Annotated in this window: 21 protein-coding genes; 9 read left to right on the forward strand and 12 right to left on the reverse strand. The window is 30.3% G+C overall.

Features of this window, described 5'->3' with window-relative positions:
- Nucleotides 1–13 precede the first annotated feature (13 nt).
- The 6 genes from MPF19_RS08720 to msrB form a co-directional block, all read right to left on the reverse strand.
- Nucleotides 14–1,537: a phage tail-like protein gene (locus tag MPF19_RS08720; RefSeq protein WP_249987808.1), complete on the reverse strand. Its 1,524-nt coding sequence runs from the start codon at nt 1,535–1,537 to the stop codon at nt 14–16.
- Between the two features lie 145 nt (nt 1,538–1,682).
- Nucleotides 1,683–2,378, reverse strand: coding sequence for a hypothetical protein (locus MPF19_RS08725; protein ID WP_249987810.1), 696 nt, complete (start codon nt 2,376–2,378; stop codon nt 1,683–1,685).
- Between the two features lie 114 nt (nt 2,379–2,492).
- Nucleotides 2,493–3,626 (reverse strand): hypothetical protein, encoded by a 1,134-nt coding sequence (locus MPF19_RS08730; RefSeq protein ID WP_249987812.1) that lies wholly within the window; start codon nt 3,624–3,626, stop codon nt 2,493–2,495.
- A gap of 3 nt (nt 3,627–3,629) precedes the next feature.
- Nucleotides 3,630–4,343: a hypothetical protein gene (locus MPF19_RS08735; protein WP_249987813.1), complete on the reverse strand. Its 714-nt coding sequence runs from the start codon at nt 4,341–4,343 to the stop codon at nt 3,630–3,632.
- Nucleotide 4,344: 1 nt separating this feature from the next.
- Nucleotides 4,345–4,872 (reverse strand): T9SS type A sorting domain-containing protein, encoded by a 528-nt coding sequence (locus MPF19_RS08740; RefSeq protein ID WP_249987815.1) that lies wholly within the window; start codon nt 4,870–4,872, stop codon nt 4,345–4,347.
- A 112-nt stretch (nt 4,873–4,984) separates the two neighbouring features.
- The gene (gene msrB, locus MPF19_RS08745; protein WP_249987817.1) at nt 4,985–5,464 is read right to left on the reverse strand and encodes a peptide-methionine (R)-S-oxide reductase MsrB; all 480 of its coding nucleotides are present in this window, start codon (nt 5,462–5,464) and stop codon (nt 4,985–4,987) included.
- A gap of 187 nt (nt 5,465–5,651) precedes the next feature.
- Here msrB and MPF19_RS08750 point away from each other — a divergent pair, with 187 nt between their 5' ends.
- A complete protein-coding gene (locus tag MPF19_RS08750) occupies nt 5,652–6,464 on the forward strand; it encodes a M48 family metallopeptidase (protein ID WP_203392116.1) in 813 nt (270 codons plus the stop codon).
- 84 nt (nt 6,465–6,548) lie between these two features.
- Nucleotides 6,549–7,856, forward strand: a complete 1,308-nt coding sequence (locus MPF19_RS08755) for an MFS transporter (RefSeq protein WP_249987819.1) — start codon at nt 6,549–6,551, stop codon at nt 7,854–7,856.
- A 54-nt stretch (nt 7,857–7,910) separates the two neighbouring features.
- On the opposite strand, the gene MPF19_RS08760 is transcribed toward MPF19_RS08755, so the two are convergent.
- From MPF19_RS08760 to MPF19_RS08785, 6 genes are all read right to left on the reverse strand, one after another.
- On the reverse strand, nt 7,911–10,124 hold the full coding sequence (locus tag MPF19_RS08760; RefSeq protein WP_249987822.1) for a TonB-dependent receptor: 2,214 nt from the start codon (nt 10,122–10,124) through the stop codon (nt 7,911–7,913).
- 368 nt (nt 10,125–10,492) lie between these two features.
- Nucleotides 10,493–10,807: a hypothetical protein gene (locus MPF19_RS08765; protein ID WP_249987825.1), complete on the reverse strand. Its 315-nt coding sequence runs from the start codon at nt 10,805–10,807 to the stop codon at nt 10,493–10,495.
- Nucleotides 10,808–10,812: 5 nt separating this feature from the next.
- On the reverse strand, nt 10,813–11,577 hold the full coding sequence (locus MPF19_RS08770; protein WP_203392120.1) for a TerC family protein: 765 nt from the start codon (nt 11,575–11,577) through the stop codon (nt 10,813–10,815).
- Between the two features lies 1 nt (nt 11,578).
- A complete protein-coding gene (locus MPF19_RS08775; protein ID WP_249987826.1) occupies nt 11,579–12,046 on the reverse strand; it encodes a hypothetical protein in 468 nt (155 codons plus the stop codon).
- Nucleotides 12,047–12,066: 20 nt separating this feature from the next.
- On the reverse strand, nt 12,067–13,410 hold the full coding sequence (gene purB, locus MPF19_RS08780; protein ID WP_249987828.1) for an adenylosuccinate lyase: 1,344 nt from the start codon (nt 13,408–13,410) through the stop codon (nt 12,067–12,069).
- Between the two features lie 255 nt (nt 13,411–13,665).
- Entirely contained in the window at nt 13,666–14,205 is a 540-nt protein-coding gene (locus MPF19_RS08785; RefSeq protein WP_249987829.1) for a HEAT-like fold family protein, read from the reverse strand.
- Between the two features lie 80 nt (nt 14,206–14,285).
- On the opposite strand from MPF19_RS08785, the gene MPF19_RS08790 reads away from it, so the two are divergent.
- The 7 genes from MPF19_RS08790 (at nt 14,286) to MPF19_RS08820 (ending at nt 20,361) form a co-directional block, all read left to right on the forward strand.
- Complete coding sequence (locus MPF19_RS08790) at nt 14,286–14,999, forward strand: toxin-antitoxin system YwqK family antitoxin (protein WP_249987830.1); 714 nt, start codon at nt 14,286–14,288, stop codon at nt 14,997–14,999.
- Nucleotides 15,000–15,110: 111 nt separating this feature from the next.
- The gene (mnmA, locus tag MPF19_RS08795) at nt 15,111–16,298 is read left to right on the forward strand and encodes a tRNA 2-thiouridine(34) synthase MnmA (protein ID WP_249987832.1); all 1,188 of its coding nucleotides are present in this window, start codon (nt 15,111–15,113) and stop codon (nt 16,296–16,298) included.
- 13 nt (nt 16,299–16,311) lie between these two features.
- A complete protein-coding gene (locus MPF19_RS08800) occupies nt 16,312–17,121 on the forward strand; it encodes a toxin-antitoxin system YwqK family antitoxin (RefSeq protein WP_249987833.1) in 810 nt (269 codons plus the stop codon).
- Between the two features lie 43 nt (nt 17,122–17,164).
- Nucleotides 17,165–18,826 (forward strand): S8 family serine peptidase, encoded by a 1,662-nt coding sequence (locus tag MPF19_RS08805; RefSeq protein ID WP_249987835.1) that lies wholly within the window; start codon nt 17,165–17,167, stop codon nt 18,824–18,826.
- On the forward strand, nt 18,826–19,767 hold the full coding sequence (locus tag MPF19_RS08810) for an NAD(P)H-dependent flavin oxidoreductase (protein WP_249987836.1): 942 nt from the start codon (nt 18,826–18,828) through the stop codon (nt 19,765–19,767). The genes MPF19_RS08805 and MPF19_RS08810 overlap by 1 nt, the downstream gene beginning before the upstream one ends.
- Nucleotides 19,768–19,883: 116 nt before the next feature.
- Nucleotides 19,884–20,075 carry a cold-shock protein gene (locus MPF19_RS08815; protein WP_018943662.1) on the forward strand — a complete coding sequence of 64 codons (192 nt, stop codon included), beginning with the start codon at nt 19,884–19,886 and terminating at the stop codon, nt 20,073–20,075.
- Between the two features lie 88 nt (nt 20,076–20,163).
- Entirely contained in the window at nt 20,164–20,361 is a 198-nt protein-coding gene (locus tag MPF19_RS08820) for a YwbE family protein (protein WP_284041439.1), read from the forward strand.
- Nucleotides 20,362–20,368 lie beyond the last annotated feature (7 nt).

Raw genomic sequence — 20,368 nt, forward strand, 5'->3', positions numbered from 1 at the left:
ATATTTTACTTAATTAAAATGTTAAAGCAACACATGCAGCTAAGGTAATAGGTTGTGTTGTCTGGCTTGTGTTGTTTGTTTGAGTAGCAATGTCTTCTACATTTACGTCAGTCTTATTATATCGTATCACTTTCCAGTCTCCGTTTATTATAAGAGATACATATCTAAAATTGTCATTTGTAGTATCAGCATGGTCATTACCATCAAAAATAAGTTCGTTATTTACAGAATTAAATGTAATAGGTTTCCAAGTATTATTGGCTCTTAAATAGGCGTTTTTATTATTGGAAGCGTACAGTAACATACCATCTGTTGGTGTTGCTATTTCAGTAGGTGTGGTTTCAGTAGGCAGAAGCAATGCCCTTTTTTGAGTATTTGTGAGGTCTAAAATAGCTTCATCATTTGGCATCGTATTACCAATACCAACATTCCCTTTACCTGTCATTACTATTCTTGCAGTAGAAGAAGTAGGAGCGGAGAGACCATCATTTCCCCAAACAGTAAGCGCTAAATTAGCTCCGGAAGCGGCTGAACCTGCTACTAAATCTACTCTTCCTGTATTTGCCGTTGTACTATTACCATGAAGATCTATACTTGCACCTTGGGTGTCGTTAAAAGTATCGTCGTTACCAGCAGTAATACGCAAACGACTATCAAATTGACTAGAACCATTTGCTTCTAAGCCTAATACTGCACTGTTTGTTCCGCCGCCAGAAAATGCACCGGGATTATCAATTCTTAAAACTTGTCTGTTTGCGGTGGTATTTCCTGTACCAAATCTAATAATATCTTCATCTGTATTTTTTTCTACTTTAATTGAAGTATCTCCGTCCGCATCTTGTAATGTGTTTGCTGAATCCCATTTTGTACCCGTTGCGGTTGCTGTTAGAATTTGTCCTGGAGTGCCTGGGGTATTATGTTCGTCAAGTAGAAATCCGTTTAAAGCAAGAGTGCCAATTATATCTACTTGTGTAGCTCCACTATTTTCCACTATATGAATAGCTTCCTCTCCACCAGCAACAAACCCCATTTGATCAACAAGGTTAGGTCTAAACATACCTGTGTTTGGATCATTTTTAAATCGATAAGAAGGGTAATTAACAGTTCCATTTGAATTAAGTATTCCTTGAGCGCCAATTGCTCCATCAACCTCTAGTTTATTTGTGGGATTATTTGTTCCTATTCCTAAACTACCAAAACCTAAAGAATTTACTTTCCAAAATAACCCTGGGTGCTCAGTTGGTACACCATCTGATCCAGCAAAAAATACAGAACCTTCTGTACCTGTATGTGTTAAATTTACCCAAACACCATCATTATAAATTTTAATTATTGTAGGCGAAGTATTTGTATCATACCAAACATCTCCTTCAAGTGGTGTTGTTGGAGCAGTATCCCTAGACGTTACACTATTGTTAATAGCTGTTTTTAAAGTTCCTTTATTATCTATTACCCTAATTTCTTGAGCATAGGTTTTTAGTGCAAAATTTGCACAAATAATAAGTAGTATAAATTTTAGGGTGCTTTTAGAAAACATGTGTTGTAAATCTTTTATTTTAAATAAAAGTGGTGTGTTTTGAATAGTAATTTGAAATTTTAAAAAGTTGGTTAGTTTCTAACCAACTTTTTAAATATTTGATATTTCTTTAAGTGAGAAATAGTATCTATACTAGAAAGAATGATTATTTAATCCAGTGTACTTCAACCACATCATCTGCTGGATATAATGTCCATCCTTGACTTGTTGTAACAGCACTTTTATCTACTAAAATCAAAACCCCAGCTGCAAGTGTGTAATCTACACCAGCCAATAATTTTGCACCGTTTCTATAGGCGGATACTTTAGAATTATCAGCAGGCATGTCTGTAACAGTATTAGTTCCTATTGTAGCAGCAATACCTGAAGCTTCAAAAATTTGTTGACCAGAAGTTACTTGCAATAAATCTGATACTCTAATTTTTTTAAGTTCACCAGAATCTTCATCACGAATAAGTACTGTCCATCCTGTAGAGCCAGCTGCAGCGTCATCATCATGATCAGAATCATTTAACTCTGCATTTGTGTTTGTAGAAGCAGTACTAAAAGTAGTAACTAATTGTAAGTTGTCCAAAGCAAATACTTTATCAGCAGTATTAATATAAGTATTATCAGATAACGTACCACCTAATTGCCAAGTTGTAGTTGTAACATCAGCTGAAGTGTTTGTAATTGATGTAATTCCGTTATTTGATTGAAGATACTTAATTGTACCTTTATTATCAATTACTCTAATTGCTTTCGTGTCTTTTGTTTGATCTGCAGTAGATTGTGCATTCATAGCAGTACCTGCCATCATTATTAAGCCTAATACGGCTAATTTTAAATAATTTGTTTTCATAATTTTAATTTAATTTACTAATTGGTTTAATTTTTACTAATTTTAATTGATTTTACTATTTTAATTTTTTACTATTTTGATTTATTCATAGTTAATTTAGGGGGGGGTTTTAGGTTAATATAATTGTACTATTCTAATTTTATCGGCTTGGTAGCATTGTGCTTCGGGTTCTAATTTTATAGTGTTGTCATCAACCCTTGTAAAATCTATGCGAACTCCGTTTCTATACACGTCTATTTTGTCTACACTAGTGATGGTAAATGGGGTTGTAAATTCTAACTGTCCGTCTACGGCATAAACTACGAGTTGTTTTTTTTGTGTAATAGAAGAAATTGGTTTTTGTTTTAAAACACCTGTGTTTTTATCTGCTACTACTATTTGGTCTTCATTATTAGTGCTTTCTTGCAGGCCTTTTATAGCTAGTGTATTTGTAGGGTTTGTGGTAATTGCTGTAGGTTCTATTAAATTACCTCCTAATTTTATAGTATTACCATCTTTATAGAGTCCGTTAGTTGCATCGGCAGGTATGGTAACCCAATAGCCTTCATTAAAAACTTCTATACAACCGCAGTTCTCATTCCAAACTTGGTCTCCAGCAACTGGGGTTGGAAAACGAGCATTTCTTGCAGCGTTGTTAGCCACTACTACCAAACCTAACTCGTTGGTTGGGTCAAAATCATCATTAACAGGTACCCAATTTGTACCATTCCAAATCATTAAAGTTGGGTTGTTGTTATCGCCAAATGAGGTTAACCAAATAAGGTCTCCCTTTTTGTAAGGAGGTTCTAACTCATTAAGACTGTTTACAATAAATACATTTGCTGTACCGTATTGTGGGTGTGGTATGTATAATATTTTTTGAGTGTCTAAAAACACATAACCTTGATTGTTACTAAACACATTTAGCTCTACATTTAAGTGTTTTATTTTACCGTCCCAATAAATATCTTCAAAAGTAAAACTAATAGGGTCTCCTTCACCAACAATTACAGAAACCATTCCGTTTTCATCAGTAGTAATTATATGTTCTTCTATGTATTCTATACCGGCTTCATTTGTAATTGTAAAACGTAAAGAAATATCTTCTAAACCTAAAGGAACACTATTTTCTGAAACATTTGTACCAGGAATTTGAATTTCTTCGGTATTTAAAATTAATGCTTGATAATTAAACCCAGGAGTTTGTCCTAGTACAATTGTACTGGACAGTAAAAATAAAAATAATAAAAATTTATTTTTAAAAGTCATTAGTTAAAACCTTAATTGTTCAATATTAAAAAGTAATCCAACCGAGAAAGCATTCGTATGTAATGAATACTCTTCTTCTATATTAGTATCTTTATTTTTTTCTTTAAAACTATCTGCTACGTTATACTTTATGTAAATTGATGTAATGTCTGAAATAAAGTATTCTGCATTTAATCCTCTATGGTATCTTAATAAAGTTCTGTCTAACGAACGATCTTTATAAATGTTATTCACTACATTTTTGTATTCACTAGACCCAGAAACAAGCAAGTCGTAAGATAAGTGTCCATGGATATATAACTTAAACTCGCGATGATTTAAAATAGAAAAGTTAACACCCGTTTTTACACCAACATACGTTAAGTTATACGTTAAAGGAATACTTACCTTTCCGCCGTAAAACCCTGTGTTAATTTTATAATTGTTGTAGCTAAAACCTACATCTATTTTTGTTCTAAATCTAAATAGATTTAAATTTTGGTCCCAAAGTCGATCTCTTTTTAGGTTTAAATCAAATTTAACACCGGTTTCTATAAAAACTTGTTGAGATTTTGGGTAACTTAAATCTAGCGTGTTTTCTCCTAAATTATTAACATAATCTTTAAAATAGGCGTTTTCAAAACCAGATTCTATATAGACTCGTTGCGCACTAGTTACATAACTTAATAAAAGAAAGGTAAGGGATAAAATAATATGTTTTAGGGGGATTTTCAACATTTTATTCAGTTTTCAGAAGTTTTTTAGTAAACTTATTAGTACCGCTTTGTATTCGGATGAGATAGGTTCCGAGACTATAATATTTCATGGGAACCAGCAGATTGTCCGTGGGGTTGTATTTTTTTGTAAAGAGTACTTTACCGTTGGTATCATATATAAGTATATGAATAGTATGCTTGGTTTCTCTAGAAAAATTAATTTTAATATAATCTATAAATGGATTTGGAGAAATGACCAAGTTTAATGATTCATCAATAATATCTATATCAGAATTATTAATGTTATAAACTTTAAAATTATTTAAAAAACCTTGTTGCACACTTGTGCTTTTTGCGTTTTTTGTTCCAATAATGCTAGATTGTCCAATACTTTGTTGAATTTCGTAGCTTTTTTTATTATTAGAACTTAAGTACACAGAAGTACTGCCTACAGAAGTTATTGTAGATTTTAAAATCGTTGGTTTCGTTTGCTGAGAATAAACCTCAGAAACAAATAAAACGAGTTGTATGTATAATATTTTTTTAATCAAGTAAAATCCCCTTTTTTATAACATTCCCTAAAAATCTAAAAAAGTATAATTATTTTCAGTTAAAAAAACTAAAACAATCAATGCGAAAGTATGTTTTTTTTTTGAATTTTAATTATTTATTGGCATTAAATTTTAAAGCAATCCCATTAATACAATGACGCTTTCCGGTGGTGTTTTTAGGGCCATCATCAAAAGAATGTCCTAAGTGACCACCACAAGTATTGCATTTTAACTCTGTTCTAGCGTACCCAATTTTATAATCGACATCTAATTCAACATTATTTTTAATAGCTCTGTCAAAAGAAGGCCAACCAGAACCAGAATCATATTTGTACTCAGATTTATATAGAGGTGTTTTACAAGCAGCACAAACATAAGTACCAGTAGCTTTGTTTGTGTTAAAAGAACTAGAAAAAGCTCTTTCTGTGCCTGCTTCTCGTAATACATAATATTGTTTAGGAGTTAATATTTTTTTCCATTCGGCATTTGTTTTTTCAATGGTATAGGTTTTTTGTTCTTTGGATGAAGTCTGAGCATTGCTAGAACAACTAATTAAAAAAAGTAGCGTAAGTAAGGAGAATATATTTTTCATAAAAGTATCTTGTTTCTATTTTCGACGAATATTATTTGCAAAAATTACAAATTTAACTTTCTTTAAAGTATTATTTTTTTGATAAAGTTAGAATATGTAATTTTATAAAATTCTAAAAGATACTTTATAGTGACAATTTAAAGTAATATGTGTCTTATTAAGTATTGATGATAAAAAAAATAAATAGATGAAAAAAACAATTATTTTAGTTTTAACGGTTTTCCTTTTTGTAGAATGCAGTACCGTGCCAATTACAGGTAGAAGCCGTGTTAATTTTGTAAGTGATGCTCAGGTATTACCTTCTAGTTTTGCTCAATATAGTAGTTTTTTAGAAGAAAATAAGTTGTCTACAAATAGGGTAATGTCTAACCAAATAAAAGAAGTTGGTAAAAATATTTCTGCTGCGGTAGATCGTTTTATGAGAGCAAATGGTATGAGTAAAGAAGCAGATTCTTATAGATGGGAGTTTAATTTAGTAGAAGATAATACAGTAAATGCTTGGTGTATGCCAGGAGGTAAAGTAGTTTTTTATACTGGTATTATGCCAATTTGTGCAAATGATAATGGAGTAGCTGCTGTAATGGGGCACGAAGTTGCACATGCTTTTGCTAAACACGGTCAAGAAAGAATGTCTCAAGGGCAATTACAACAATTAGGTGGTGTTGCTGTGGCATTAGGTACTTCTGGTAAAAGTTCAGAATCGCAACAATTATGGAATACAGCATTTGGAGTAGGTTCTGGTTTAGGAATGTTAAAGTTTAGTAGAGTGCATGAACAAGAAGCAGACAGATTAGGTTTGGTTTTTATGATTATGGCTGGTTATGATGGTAGAGAAGCTGCTGAGGTTTGGGTAAGAATGAGTGCTAATTCTGGTGGAAGTTCGCAACCAGAAATTTTAAGCACACACCCTTCTAATGAGTCTAGAATTCAAGATTTAAGAAATTATTTGCCGACAGCTAAAAAATATGCGGCACAATACAATGCCAAAGTAAAGAATTAAATAAATTAGAAAAGGAATAGATTTCCTATATTGTGGCCGTTCAAATTAGTATTTGAACGGCTTTTTTTATAAATAAAATATACTATGTTAAAAATAGGAGATAAAAAATTAATCAATGCTTGGGCTTTTTATGATTGGGCAAATTCAGTATATTCTTTGGTTATAAGTACTGCTGTTTTTCCTATTTATTATGCAGGTTTAACTACCTCAGAAGGTTTTGCAAATGCAGATGGTAAAATTGCCTTTTTAGGTACTTTATGGACACCGACAACCTTGTATAATTATGCTATGGCTTTTTCATTTTTAGTGGTCGCTTTTATTTCGCCAATGCTTTCTGGTATTGCAGATTATGCCGGTAATAAAAAGAAATTTTTAAAAGGTTTCTGTTTACTAGGCGCGCTGTCTGTAATGAGTTTATTCTTTTTTACAGGAAAAGAAACGCTTTGGGTGGGAATTCTTTTTACCATTTTAGCAAGTATTGGGTTCTGGGGAAGTATTGTGTTTTACAACGCCTATCTGCCAGAGGTAGCTTTACCAGAACAACAAGACAATGCCAGTGCAAAAGGGTTTATGTTAGGGTATTTAGGTTCTATAATATTATTGCTTTTGTGTTTGGTTTTAATAGAAACTAAAGTTTTTGGTTTTTATGATAAACAACTGGGCTCTCAGTTATCTTTTGTCTTAGTAGGATTGTGGTGGCTTGGTTTTGCACAAATAACCTATGCTAAATTGCCAAACGAAGAAAAAAAAGAAATCCCTAAAGACAATTATTTTTCGAAAGGACTAAAAGAAATAAAAAAAGTAGCCAAAGAATTATTTGCATACAGAGAATTAAAAATATTTTTAATTTCTTTCTTTTTATGGAGTATTGGTGTACAAACAATAATTTTAATGGCGGGTATTTTTGGAACTATTTTAGGTTTAGAAACCTTAAACTTAATTGGTACTATTTTACTAGTTCAGTTTGTAGGAATTTTAGGAGCTTTCTTGTTTTCTAGATTGTCAAATAAAATAGGAAATATCAAAACATTAAAAATTACCATTGCAATTTGGGGAGTTGTTTGTTTTATTGGTTTTAACCTCACAAAAGAGACGCCGAATATAGATATGTATTTTTATGTTTTAGGAGCTTTAATAGGTTTGGTAATGGGCGCTATACAGTCTTTAGCAAGGTCTACCTATTCTAAAATGTTACCAAAAACGGAAGATACTGCATCGTATTTTAGCTTTTTTGATGTTACAGAAAAAATAGCTTTGGTGATTGGTATGGTTACTTTTGGAATTTTAAATTCTATGATATCGATACAATCTAGTGTATTGGCACTAGCTGTATTCTTTTTGGCTGCTTTTATTTCTTTAAGTAGGATTAAGAAAACCGAGTATGTGCATTAATAATATAAAAAGAACCTCAAAGATTTTTAAAACCTTTGAGGTTTAAGTTGTTATCTACAATACGAAATTAATCCCTAAAACAATATTTCGTCCTTGGTTTAAAATTCCATCTGCTTTTAATCTTGATAAATGATCAATATATTTTTTATTCAAAATATTATTTGCAGATACACTAGTAGAGAATTTGATATTATTTATCTTAATATCTCCGCCAAAACCAAAGTTTAATAAATTGTAACTAGGAGAATAGGTTTCAAACTCACTAACTTTATTTTGTGAAAAAGTACTTTTTAAAGTTAAAGAAGCATACCCTTGTTGTAACCAATTCTGAATGTTAAACTCAGTTCTTAAGGTGTTTTTCCAAGAATTAGCAGGGATTAAAGGTAAATAATTTCCATTATCTTGTTCGCCAATTACGGTTTCAAAAGTACTTTCTAAATGCAACCAGTCTAAAGGATGTGGGTGTAAGTGAAAACCAAATTCACCACCATATAATTTAGCGTCTTCTTGCAGATAATTATAAACAGGATTTCCATCTTCAATAGTACCAGTAGGAGAGATGTAAATATAGTCGTTTATTTTATTGTAAAAACCGTTTGCAAATAGTTCAATATGTTCTGTTTTATATTCTAAAGAAAGATCAAATTGAAAATTCTGTTCATTGGTAAGGTCATTATTTCCTTTCTCGAATCGGTTGGTACCTTCATGCACGCCATTAGAAGTTAATTCTGCTAAATTAGGTGCTCTAAAACCAGAAGCTATGTTTATTCTAGTTGTAATTTTATCAGTTAATGAAGCTTTATAGCCTAAAGAAGTAGTAAAACTATTGAAAGATTTATCAATAGCTTCAAAAATACGAACATCTCCATCTTCAGAAAGTTCATGTCTTTCAGTGTTTATATTTCTATTATCATATCTAATTCCGGCTTGTAAACTATTTTTATTCCAAGAATAATTTGCAGTGGTAAAAATTCCAAAATCATTTATAGTAGCATCAGGAATTAAGATTTCTTCACCAAAATTGGTGTTTGTTTGATGTAAACCTTGCACTCCAGAAAGAATTTCTACACATCCAATTTTAGGAAAATGATATTTTCCATTATAACTAAATGTTTTTAATTTCATTCTTAAAGCAGCTTCATCACCTTCCTCAAACTCTTGTCTGTCATTAAAAGTATATCCTAAATCTAAATCTAATTTAGAATCACCTAAAAAGAAATGACTGTGAGAACTTAAAATATGATTATCTACAATTTGATAAGGATCTAAAAGAGTTTTACTTGTAGACTGTTCGCCAATTCCGTCTTCTGGTAATCCTAATTGAGATCTGTTAAAATTATAACGAATTTCTGAGGTAAAATTATTTTTAGAATACCCAATTCCTGTTTTAAAATCCTTTTCATTAAAACGAGTATTGGTTATTCTCTCATCTGTTGGGATTTTATAATCTGAATGATTTGCATACGTTGCTCTTGCTAAAAATTTCCAACTTTCCGAAGATAATTTTGCGCCAATAGAAGTATTAGTACCTAAAGTATTACCAAAAAAACGATGACTAAAATTTATTTCTTTATCGTTTTCTGATGCAAATTTTTCTGGATTTAAATATAAAACACCACCCAAAGCATCAGAACCATAAAGTAGAGAGGCAGGGCCTTTTATAACTTCAACACTACTTATTCCTGCGTCATTAATCCCTAAACCATGTTCGCCACCAAATTGCTGGTTTTCTAATCGAATGCCTTGTGTATATACTAAAACTCTATTTCCGCTTAAACCTCTAATTACGGGTTTCCCTATAGAAGCACCTGTAGAAATTTGTGATACTCCAGCAATATTTGTAATTCCTTCGGCGAGTGTTGTCGCTCCTGTTTTTTGAATTGATTTTGCGGATAACCTTTCTATTTTCATTACATTTTCTGACTGTAATTTATTAAAAGGTGCAGAAATGATTACTTCATCCATTTTAAAAGCAGTTTCTTTTAATTGAATATCTAATGATACGTTTCTGGTATTAAAATCAATGATTTTAGAGACTGTTTTAAAACCTAAATAACTAAAATTAATTTTAATTTTCCCATTAGGGATATTTTTAAGTACATAGGTTCCGTCTTCTTTAGAAGTAGTTCCTTTATGCAATTCTGGAGTGTTAATTTGTACGTCGGCTAAAGAGTTATTATCTATATCCGTAATTTTTCCTGAAATGCTATTTTGTGCATTCACAGAAAATCCCGCCACTAAAAGTAGCAATGTTATTAATGTTTTCATTGATGTTTTTTTACTGATTATTAAAATCTATGCGTCATTTTAAATAGTATGAAGCAATCTGTTTGTTTTATAGTGAGGTTACTTCGTCATTCATCCTACCATTTTTATATTTGGTGGTGATTCTGTTTTAAATGATCTATTGAGTTTAAAAGTTAAGAAAAACCTTCCGGTAGTCATTTCGACGATAGGATAAATTTCATAATTTAGAAAACCAAAATCATGTAACTTTAAGTAATTTCTTCATAGCTTCGCTAGATACTTTCAATTAAAAAATATTTTAATTTTAGTAGTAGTAGAAATGACAAAACTTCACTAGATCATTTTCGTTTGAGAATTTTTTTCTCGCGTATCAAAATGACAATTGTAATTTAAACAGTAAAATAGGGTGGGCCTCTAGATGTTTTTATAGACTGACAAACTTCTTTAATTCTTTGAGGTTTATCTATGAAAATTGAAGTGTAATAATGCGCAGGAATTACATCGAAATTAGATGTAAAATCCATTGAAAATATGGTTAAATGCTTATGGAATTTAGCACAATTTAAATGTTGATTATGTATGTGATGTTCACTAACAGAAGTACATACAGAGTGTTCATGATTTTGTAAATCGTGAATTATTTCTATAGATGTTGGTAACATCAATAATAAGAGAAAAAAAAAGCTAAATAATTTTTTATACAAAAGTTTTATTTTTTTCTAATTTTTAAATTTAGCATTTCTACCCCTAAAGAAAATGCGATCGCAAAGTACAAATAACCTTTTGGAACCGCACCAACAGATTGGTTAAAAATTACTGTATTAGATAAATGAGCACTTTCTGTAATCAACATAAAACCTATTAAAATTAAAAAGGACAATGCCAACATTTGTATCGTCGGGTTTCTGTTTACAAAATTACTAATAGGGCTCGAAAAAATCATCATAATTATAATAGAAACAATTACGGCAATAATCATAATTAATAATGCGCCATCAATTCCGTTAGTCATACCAACGGCAGTTAAAATACTGTCAAAAGAAAAAACGATGTCTATTAGTATAATTTGAATTATAACATTTGTAAGAGATATTACTTTTGGCGTTTTTAAAATTTCATCTTCATTTGTGTGTTCTACTTTTTCTCTAATTTCTTTGGTACTCTTGTAAAGTAAAAAAAGGCCACCTAAAAATAAGATGATACTTTGGCCTGTTAAAGCTGTTTTAAACCAACCAATATTAATTTCTAAAAAAGGTTCTTTAAAAGCAATTAGATAAGAGATACTAATAAGTAATAAAATTCTAGTAATCATTGCTAAAGACAATCCTAGAAGTGTTCCTTTTTTTACTTGGTGTTTAGGTAGTTTATTAGCAGAAATTGAAATAAAAATAATATTGTCTATTCCTAAAACTATTTCTAAAAAAGTTAAGGTTAATAAGGCAACCCAAGTATCTAAATGTAAGAAAATTTCCATTTTACTTTACTTTATAAACAGTACCGTTTTGTTTAAATTTACTAAAACCAATTTTTGCAGTAAAATTATAAGAGCTGTCAGTAACTTTTGTTATTTGAACATAAATAGGATCTTTGTCAAGTTCTTTTTTTGGAGATTTCATTTTTAAAGAATAAAAGAAATTATTTTTCCATTTGATATATAAGGTATCAATATGTTTCATTCTTTTTTCAGTTGTAATACTGTCATTAGAAATACTTATAATCTTTTCGTATTCTTCAATTTGAAGGCTATCTTTTCTTATTACGGTGGTTTTACTATATCCTTTTCCTGCAGGAATTTCAAAAACTCCTTTTTTAAAACGATCTCCATTGTCTTTAATTTCTGATTGACAAGAAGCCAGAAAAAAGAAAAGAGATAAGAGAGAAAAGAACATAAATCTTCTTTTATTTATATTAAAAACAGAAACTTTTACATTCTTTACTCTCATAATATTTACTTCTTAAAAATTTATATTCCTGTATAGTTTGCAGGTGTAATTGCTTTTAATTCTTCTTTAATCTCTGAAGAAACTTCTAAAGTGTCAATAAAATCTGCAATAGATTTTTGGTTGATTTTAGCATTTGTTCTTGTCAACCCTTTTAAGGCTTCATAAGGGTTAGGATATGCTTCTCTTCTTAAAATAGTTTGAATTGCTTCAGCAACAACTGCCCAATTATTTTCTAAATCATCCTCAAATTTTTGCTTGTTTAGTAACAATTTGTTCAATCCTTTTAAGGTAGATGTAAAAGCGATAATTGTATGCCCAAAAGGCACACCAACATTACGTAAAACTGTACTGTCTGTTAAATCACGTTGCAAACGAGAAACTGGTAATTTTGCAGAAAGGTGTTCGAAAATGGCATTTGCCAATCCTAAATTTCCTTCAGAATTTTCAAAATCTATAGGATTTACTTTATGTGGCATTGCAGAAGAACCAACTTCACCGGCCTTAATTTTTTGTTTAAAGTACTCCATAGAAACGTATGTCCAGAAATCTCTATCTAAATCTAAAACAATAGTATTTATACGTTTTAGCGTATCAAACAAAGCAGCTAAATGATCGTAATGTTCTATTTGAGTTGTAGGAAAAGAGTGATGTAATCCTAATTTTTCTTGTACAAAAGTACTTCCAAATTCCTTCCAATCTATGGTTGGATAAGCCACTTTATGAGCGTTATAATTACCTGTTGCACCACCAAATTTAGCTGCACTTGGTATGTCATTTAATAAGTTAAATTGCTCTTTTAAACGAACTACATAAACATCTATTTCTTTACCTAACCTTGTAGGAGATGCTGGCTGACCATGCGTTCTTGCCAACATAGAAATGTCTTTCCACTCAATAACTAGTTCTTGTAATCTTTCTAAAAGCTCAATATATTGAGGAACATAAACATCATTCATTGCTTCTTTTATAGAAAGCGGAATGGCAGTATTGTTTATGTCTTGAGAAGTTAAACCAAAATGGATAAATTCTTTATGTGCTTGTAAACCTAATGCATCAAATTTTTCTTTGATAAAATACTCAACAGCTTTTACATCATGATTGGTAATGCTTTCTATATCTTTTATTTTCTGAGCATCTTCTGTAGTAAAATCGATATAAATTTCACGTAAATCATCAAATAAATCGGTATTAAAGTCTGCTAATTGTGGTAAAGGAATTTCGCACAAAGCAATAAAATATTCAATTTCTACACGAACTCTGTATTTTATTAAAGCTTCTTCAGAAAAATAGTCTGCTAATTTTGATATTTTATCTCTATAACGTCCATCAATAGGAGAGATGGCATTTAATTTAGTTAAGTTCATTTTTTAGTTATGTTGTTAATTGCAAAAATAGTGAATTTAGCAGATTTATGATGTTTTTTGGATACGAATTTTATGAATTAACACATTTTTAATGGTCAGAAATTCACGATTTTTTTAATTATTAATTATGGCAAAGGTTGTTTCTTAAATTTTTAAATAAGGTGAATAATTTTAAACTTTAGATATTATGTAAGCGCTGTTAATTTTTTTTACTAAATGAATTTTAGATAAAAAGAATCTGGTTTTCTAATTATTTTAAGTTCGTTTAGCGATCAAACTTAAAATAAATTTTCCACGTGCTTTACAGCCTTTACTTTCGTGAATAATTTTAGTTTCAATTAAATATTTTAATTCTGGGTGAATCCATTTTTTTTCTAAGCCAAAGAAGTACAACGTATTCATAGTATAAGCTCTTACCGCAATTTTTTGTGGTGTAATGAGCCAATCGAAACCTGTTTCTATTATGGCCTCTATTTGCAGATGGGTAAGTTTTTTTTTGATTTCATTTTCATTTTTGGCATAATAAGCAGTCGCTAAATGTTCGCAAATTTTGGCACAAGGTCTAATAGCACTATCAAATTTTAGAGATGCTATTTTTGAAGTAAATGCATCTAAATGTGGTAAAATCCATTCTAAATGATGATGCGTACATATCCATTCTAAAACCCAAGCTGCTTTTATAGAAACTTTATTTTCAATATCAAAAGTAATAGAAATCAATTCTTTAAATAAATTTTGATTTTCCAATACAATATCCGCAACTCTTTGTCGGTTTTCCTTTTTAGGGTTTTCCATATTATGGAGGTGTTCCGTTAAGAAATGAAGATTTGTTTTTGGCACTATTAATGTATATTTGTTTTCAAAATTAATACTAAATGTTAAATGTAAAGAGACTATTTTTTATTTTACTCTTTTTTGCCTGTTTTTTCACTAATGAAACAAGCAATGCTCAGAGAATTAATCAATTTGATCAGAATAAAAAAAGAACAGGTGTCTGGAAAAAATATTATTCCAATAAGAGAATACGGTATGTAGGCGAATTTAAAAACGGAAAAGAAGTTGGCGTTTTTAAGTTTTATGATATTACTAGCTCTAAACATCCTGTTATTATAAAGACGTTTTTTACAGACTCTGATTCTTTATATGTTCAATTTTTTACATTAAATGGTAAAATTGAAACAGAGGGAGTTATAAATGGTAGAAAACGTGTTGGAAATTGGAAATATTTTTATCCTGATGGCAAAATTATGTCGGAAGAAAATTATAAAAACGGTAAATTAGATGGAGCTCAAATAATTTATTATCAAGATGGCCAGGTTACAGAGTTTGCCACTTATAAAAATGGTTTGTTAGATGGTGTTGCTAGTAAATATTCTGATAAACGGGTTCTTATTCAGGAGATTACTTATAAAGAAGGAGTGTTAAACGGATTGGCGAAATACTTTGAACTCGACGGAAAATTAAAAGAAACTGGAAATTATAAAAACGGATTAAGAGTTGGCAATTGGGAATATTATATGGATGGGGAAGTGGCAACAGAAAAAGAACTAAGAAAGAAAAATACTTTTACTCGTAAAAAGGAAGATTGATTTTAGGCGTTTTTTCGTTATTCTATATAAAACAAAACAATAGCTACATCAATTCTTTCAATCTATAAAAACCATTTCTAATTTGTATCTTTGCAACCTCAAAAATTAAAAATGAAACGAGTAGTTGTTGGTCTTTCTGGTGGTGTAGATTCTAGTGTTACTGCACATTTATTAAAAGAACAAGGTTTTGATGTTATAGGACTTTTTATGAAAAATTGGCATGATGATTCTGTCACTATTTCTAATGAATGTCCTTGGTTAGAAGATTCTAATGATGCAATGATTGTTGCAGAAAAGCTAGGAATCCCTTTTCAAGTGGTAGATTTAAGTAACCTATACAAAGAACGTATTGTAGATTATATGTTCGATGAATATTCTAAAGGTAGAACGCCAAATCCGGATGTACTTTGTAACCGAGAAATAAAGTTTGATGCTTTTATGGACATTGCTTTAAAATTGGGTGCAGATTATGTGGCTACCGGTCATTATTGTAGAAAAGGAGAAGAGATTATCGATGGGAAACCAGTTTATAAATTATTAGCAGGTAAGGATAATAATAAAGATCAGTCTTATTTTTTATGTCAATTATCTCAAGAACAATTAACAAAAGCATTATTCCCGATTGGTGAATTAACAAAACCAGAAGTAAGAAAAATTGCCAAAGAAGCAGATTTAATTACCGCAGAGAAGAAAGATTCTCAGGGTTTATGCTTTATTGGTAAAGTTCGTTTACCAGAGTTTTTACAACAAAAATTGCAACCTAAAGAAGGTGTAATTGTTACCATTCCAGCGGATTTTGAGCAGTACACAAAACAAGCTCCTTCTTTTGAAAATAAAGAAGAGGAGTTAAAATATTATGCTACTAAATTCACTTACAATAAAGAAGATGGTAAAGTGGTTGGTAAACATCAAGGAGCACATTATTTTACGAAAGGACAACGTAAAGGCTTAAATGTTGGTGGCACAAAAGAAGGTTTATATGTAATTGAAACGGATGTTGTAGAAAATGTAATTTATACAGGAGAAGGTAAAAATCATCCAGGATTATATAGAAATGTGTTATTTGTTTCTAATAAAGAAATACATTGGATTCGTAAAGATTTAACACTAAAACCTGGTGAAAATATGCAAGTAGCTGCTAGAATTAGATACAGACAACCTTTAGAAAATGCTACTTTATATAAAGTAGAAACAGGTTTGTATGTTGCGTTCGAAAACCAACAATCTGCCATACAAGAAGGGCAATTTGTAGCTTGGTATAAAGAAGACGAATTATTAGGTTCTGGAGTCATCTCTTAAAGTTTAAAAAAATATGAAAAAGAAGTTTTTATTATTGTTTTGTTTCCTGGTTTCTGTATCAACTTTTTCTCAAAAAGATTCTGTTGTAAATTATTTAGACAGAAACTATAAGAAAATAAAGAAAGAACAAGCAACATACATTCAAACAATTGTTGAAAAAGATTCTTCTTGGTTAGGCACAGTTTACTTTGGAAGTGGAAAAATGAAACTTCAAGGTTCTTTTAAAGAGAAAAATCTTAAAACAAGAATAGGTGTTTTTAAGACGTTTGATGAAAAAGGAAATTTAAAATCTATTCAAGAATACAATTCCAAAGGAAAAAAGGAAGGTGTTTATACGTATTTTAATGATAACGGACAAAATATTACAAATGGATATTTTCTTAATGGAAAAAAAGAAGGTGTTTGGAATTATTTAGATAATCAAGAAAATAATAGAGCTAGAATTGTTTTTAAAAAAGGCAAAGTATTAAAGTACAATTTATGGGATGAAAAAGGAAATGTTTTAAATGAAAAGTTGATTTTATTTAGAAAACCAACCTATAAACGAGGAGACGAAGCTTTTAAATCAAAATTAAGACAAGAACTATTATCCGATTTAAAGAAAGAAGGTTTTAGCACTAATTTTTTAGTAAAATGTTTTATAAATGAATCTGGAAAAATTAAAAATATTCAGATTACTCCAAAGTTAGATGTTGTTTTTGAAGAAAAAATAATTGATTATTTCAGTAATGTTGAAGATATGGAACCTGCTATTATAGCAAATAGAAAAGTTAAATTCCCGCTAAAAGTCCCGATTATATTAAATAATACAAAAAAGCATTGATATAAATTATTTTAAAATCGTTAAAAAGTAGTAATTTCGGAATATGAAGAAATTACTACTTTTTTTATTTTTAAGTACTTTTATTCAAATTACAGCACAAGAAGATGCTTGGCTTTTTTTAAAAGATAAACCAAGTGAAACTTCTTTTTTAGAAACCCCCTTAACAATGCTTTCTCAAAGAGCATTAGATAGAAGATCTAAACTAAATATTTCTTTAGATTCTAAAGATGTTCCTGTTGAAGAAGCGTACTACAGCCAACTTAAAAATGATGTAAACATTGCTGTTTTAGGGAAATCTAAATGGCTAAATGCGATTCACATTCAAGGAGAAATAAGTGCTATTAATAATTTACGATCCACATATAATTTTATAGATCATATTGAGTTTGCTAATAAATCTTTAAATTTAAACGGAAAATCAAAAGGAAAAAAAATAACACCTAATCATTATAATAAGCTGAATGAAACCTTTATTGATTTTGATTATGGTGCTACCGATAATCAAATTAAAATGTTAAATGGAGATTATTTACATCAGCAAGGTTTAACAGGTGAGGGGCAAATAATAGCTATTATAGATGCCGGTTTTCCTAATGTAAATACCTTAGATGCTTTTAGTAGAATTAGAGATAATGGTCAAATATTAGGCGGTTATGATTTTGTTGAAAGAAGTACTGATTTTTATACGGGCGATAGCCACGGAACAAATGTTTTGTCTACCATTGGTGGTTATATAGAAAACGAATTTGTGGGTGCTGCCCCAGATGCTTCGTTTTATTTGTTTAGAACAGAAAACGGAGCAGTAGAAGTTCCTTTGGAGGAAACTTTATGGGTAGAAGCAGCTGAAAGGGCAGATAGTATTGGGGTAGATGTTATTAATACTTCTCTAGGATATACCACTTTTGATAATCCTAATTACAATTATTCTTACGCAGACATGGATGGTAAAACAACCTTTATTTCTAGAGGAGCAGAAATAGGTGCTTCTCGTGGCATGCTTCTAGTAAATGCGGTAGGTAATGATGGAGATAAAACATGGAAATATATGGGAGCACCTGCAGACGCAGCTTCTGTAATAAGTGTTGGAGCGGTAGATTTTTCTGGTAATATTGCTAGTTTTAGTTCTTTTGGACCAACTTCCGATGGAAGAATAAAACCAGAAATTTTGGCGAAAGGTCAAAATCCTGCCGTTATAAATTATGATACAGGAGAAATAAGTACAGCATCTAGCGGAACCTCTTTTTCATCGCCTATTATGGCAGGTTTAATTGCGTGCCTAAATCAGCATGAAGGTAATTTGTTGAAATCATCATCAAAAACAGCTACAGATAATTTTAATACTTATTTAAAACAAGCTATTTATGAATCTGCGGATAAATTTAATAATCCTACGGACCAATATGGATATGGAATTCCGAATTTTGAGGTGGTTTTGAATAGTTATATTGCTAGTTTATCCGTGTTAAACAATGAGATTATCAACTTTAAAATATTTCCAAACCCTGCCGAAAGTGAGTTTCTAGTATCTACAGACAGTTTAAATAATTATACAATTCAGATATACACGGTTCTAGGAAAAAAAGTTCTAGAGAAATTAGATTCGAATTTTAAGTCTGTTGATATTTCTTTTTTAAATAAAGGTGTTTATATCTTAAAGATTTCAAAAGGAAATCAACATAAAACAATTAAGTTGATTAAAAAATAATGAAAAATAAAATCACGGAACTTTTTAAAGTAAAATACCCAATTGTTCAAGGAGGAATGGTTTGGGTGTCTGGTTGGAGATTAGCTTCTGCAGTTTCTAATGCTGGTGGCTTAGGTTTAATTGGTGCAGGTTCTATGTATCCAGATGTTTTAAGAGAACATATTATAAAATGTAAAAAAGCGACTTCTAAACCTTTTGGAGTAAATGTGCCAATGTTGTATCCTGAGATTGAAAATCTTATGGATATTATAGTGGAAGAAGGTGTGAAAATTGTTTTTACTTCTGCAGGAAATCCAAAAACGTGGACTAATTTTTTAAAGGAAAAAGGAATTACAGTTGTGCATGTAGTGAGTTCTGTAAAGTTTGCTTTAAAAGCCGAGGCAGCAGGTGTAGACGCTATTGTTTGTGAAGGTTTTGAAGCAGGTGGACATAATGGGAGAGAAGAAACGACCACTTTTACACTTATACCTATGGTAAAAGAACAAGTTAAAATACCTGTAATTGCAGCTGGTGGAATAGGAACCGGTAGAGGAATGTTGGCTGCTATGGTTTTAGGAGCGGATGGAGTGCAAATAGGAAGTAGATTTGCAGCAACAGTAGAATCTTCTGCACACATAAATTTTAAAAATACTATTATTGATGTTAAAGATGGGGATACTTATTTAACTTTAAAAGAGTTGGCTCCTGTACGTTTGGTGAAAAATAAATTTTATAATGATGTACAAGAATTGTATAAACAAAACCCATCTAAAGAAAATCTTATAGAATTATTAGGAAGAGCAAGATCTAAAAAAGGAATGTTTGAGGGAGATTTAGAGGAAGGGGAGTTAGAAATTGGTCAAATTGCTGGTTTAATTCATGAAATAATTTCTGTTAAAGACGTATTTAAAGAGATAATTGATGAATTTAACTTAGTTAATTCGTTGATTATTAGTTTGTAGTGCTGTTTTTTAAAAATATTTTAAATATTTTGTTCTGTTTGTTGTTTTTTGGCATTACATTTGCAATTCAATAAACGTTGTTAGGAATTAATTTAACAACATTATATTTTTTTATTATGAATAAAGGTACCGTAAAATTTTTCAATGAATCTAAAGGATTTGGATTTATCACTGAAGAAGGATCAAACAAAGAACATTTTGTACATGTGTCTGGATTAATTGACGAAATTCGTGAAAACGATGAAGTTGAATTTGACTTACAAGATGGAAAAAAAGGATTAAACGCAGTAAACGTAAGAGTATTATAATATATATTTATTACTAGTTAAATTTTTATCTAAAAGCCTATCAAATTTTGATAGGCTTTTTTTATTTTAGTACTTTAAAACTTTATGTATGATTGACGGTAGACAACGAAAAAATGTTAAGATTGGTTTATTTGTAGAAATTGTACAAAAACCACATCAAAGAAGTGGGGAGTTAACAGAAGGCGTAATTGCAAAAATTCTAACTAAATCTCAAAACCATCCGTATGGAATTAAAGTTCAGTTAGAATCTGGTTTGGTGGGTAGAATTAAAAATATTATTGAATAATAGGATT

It is taken from the genome of Polaribacter sp. Z014 (assembly GCF_023555435.1).
Taxonomy (GTDB): Bacteria; Bacteroidota; Bacteroidia; order Flavobacteriales; family Flavobacteriaceae; genus Polaribacter.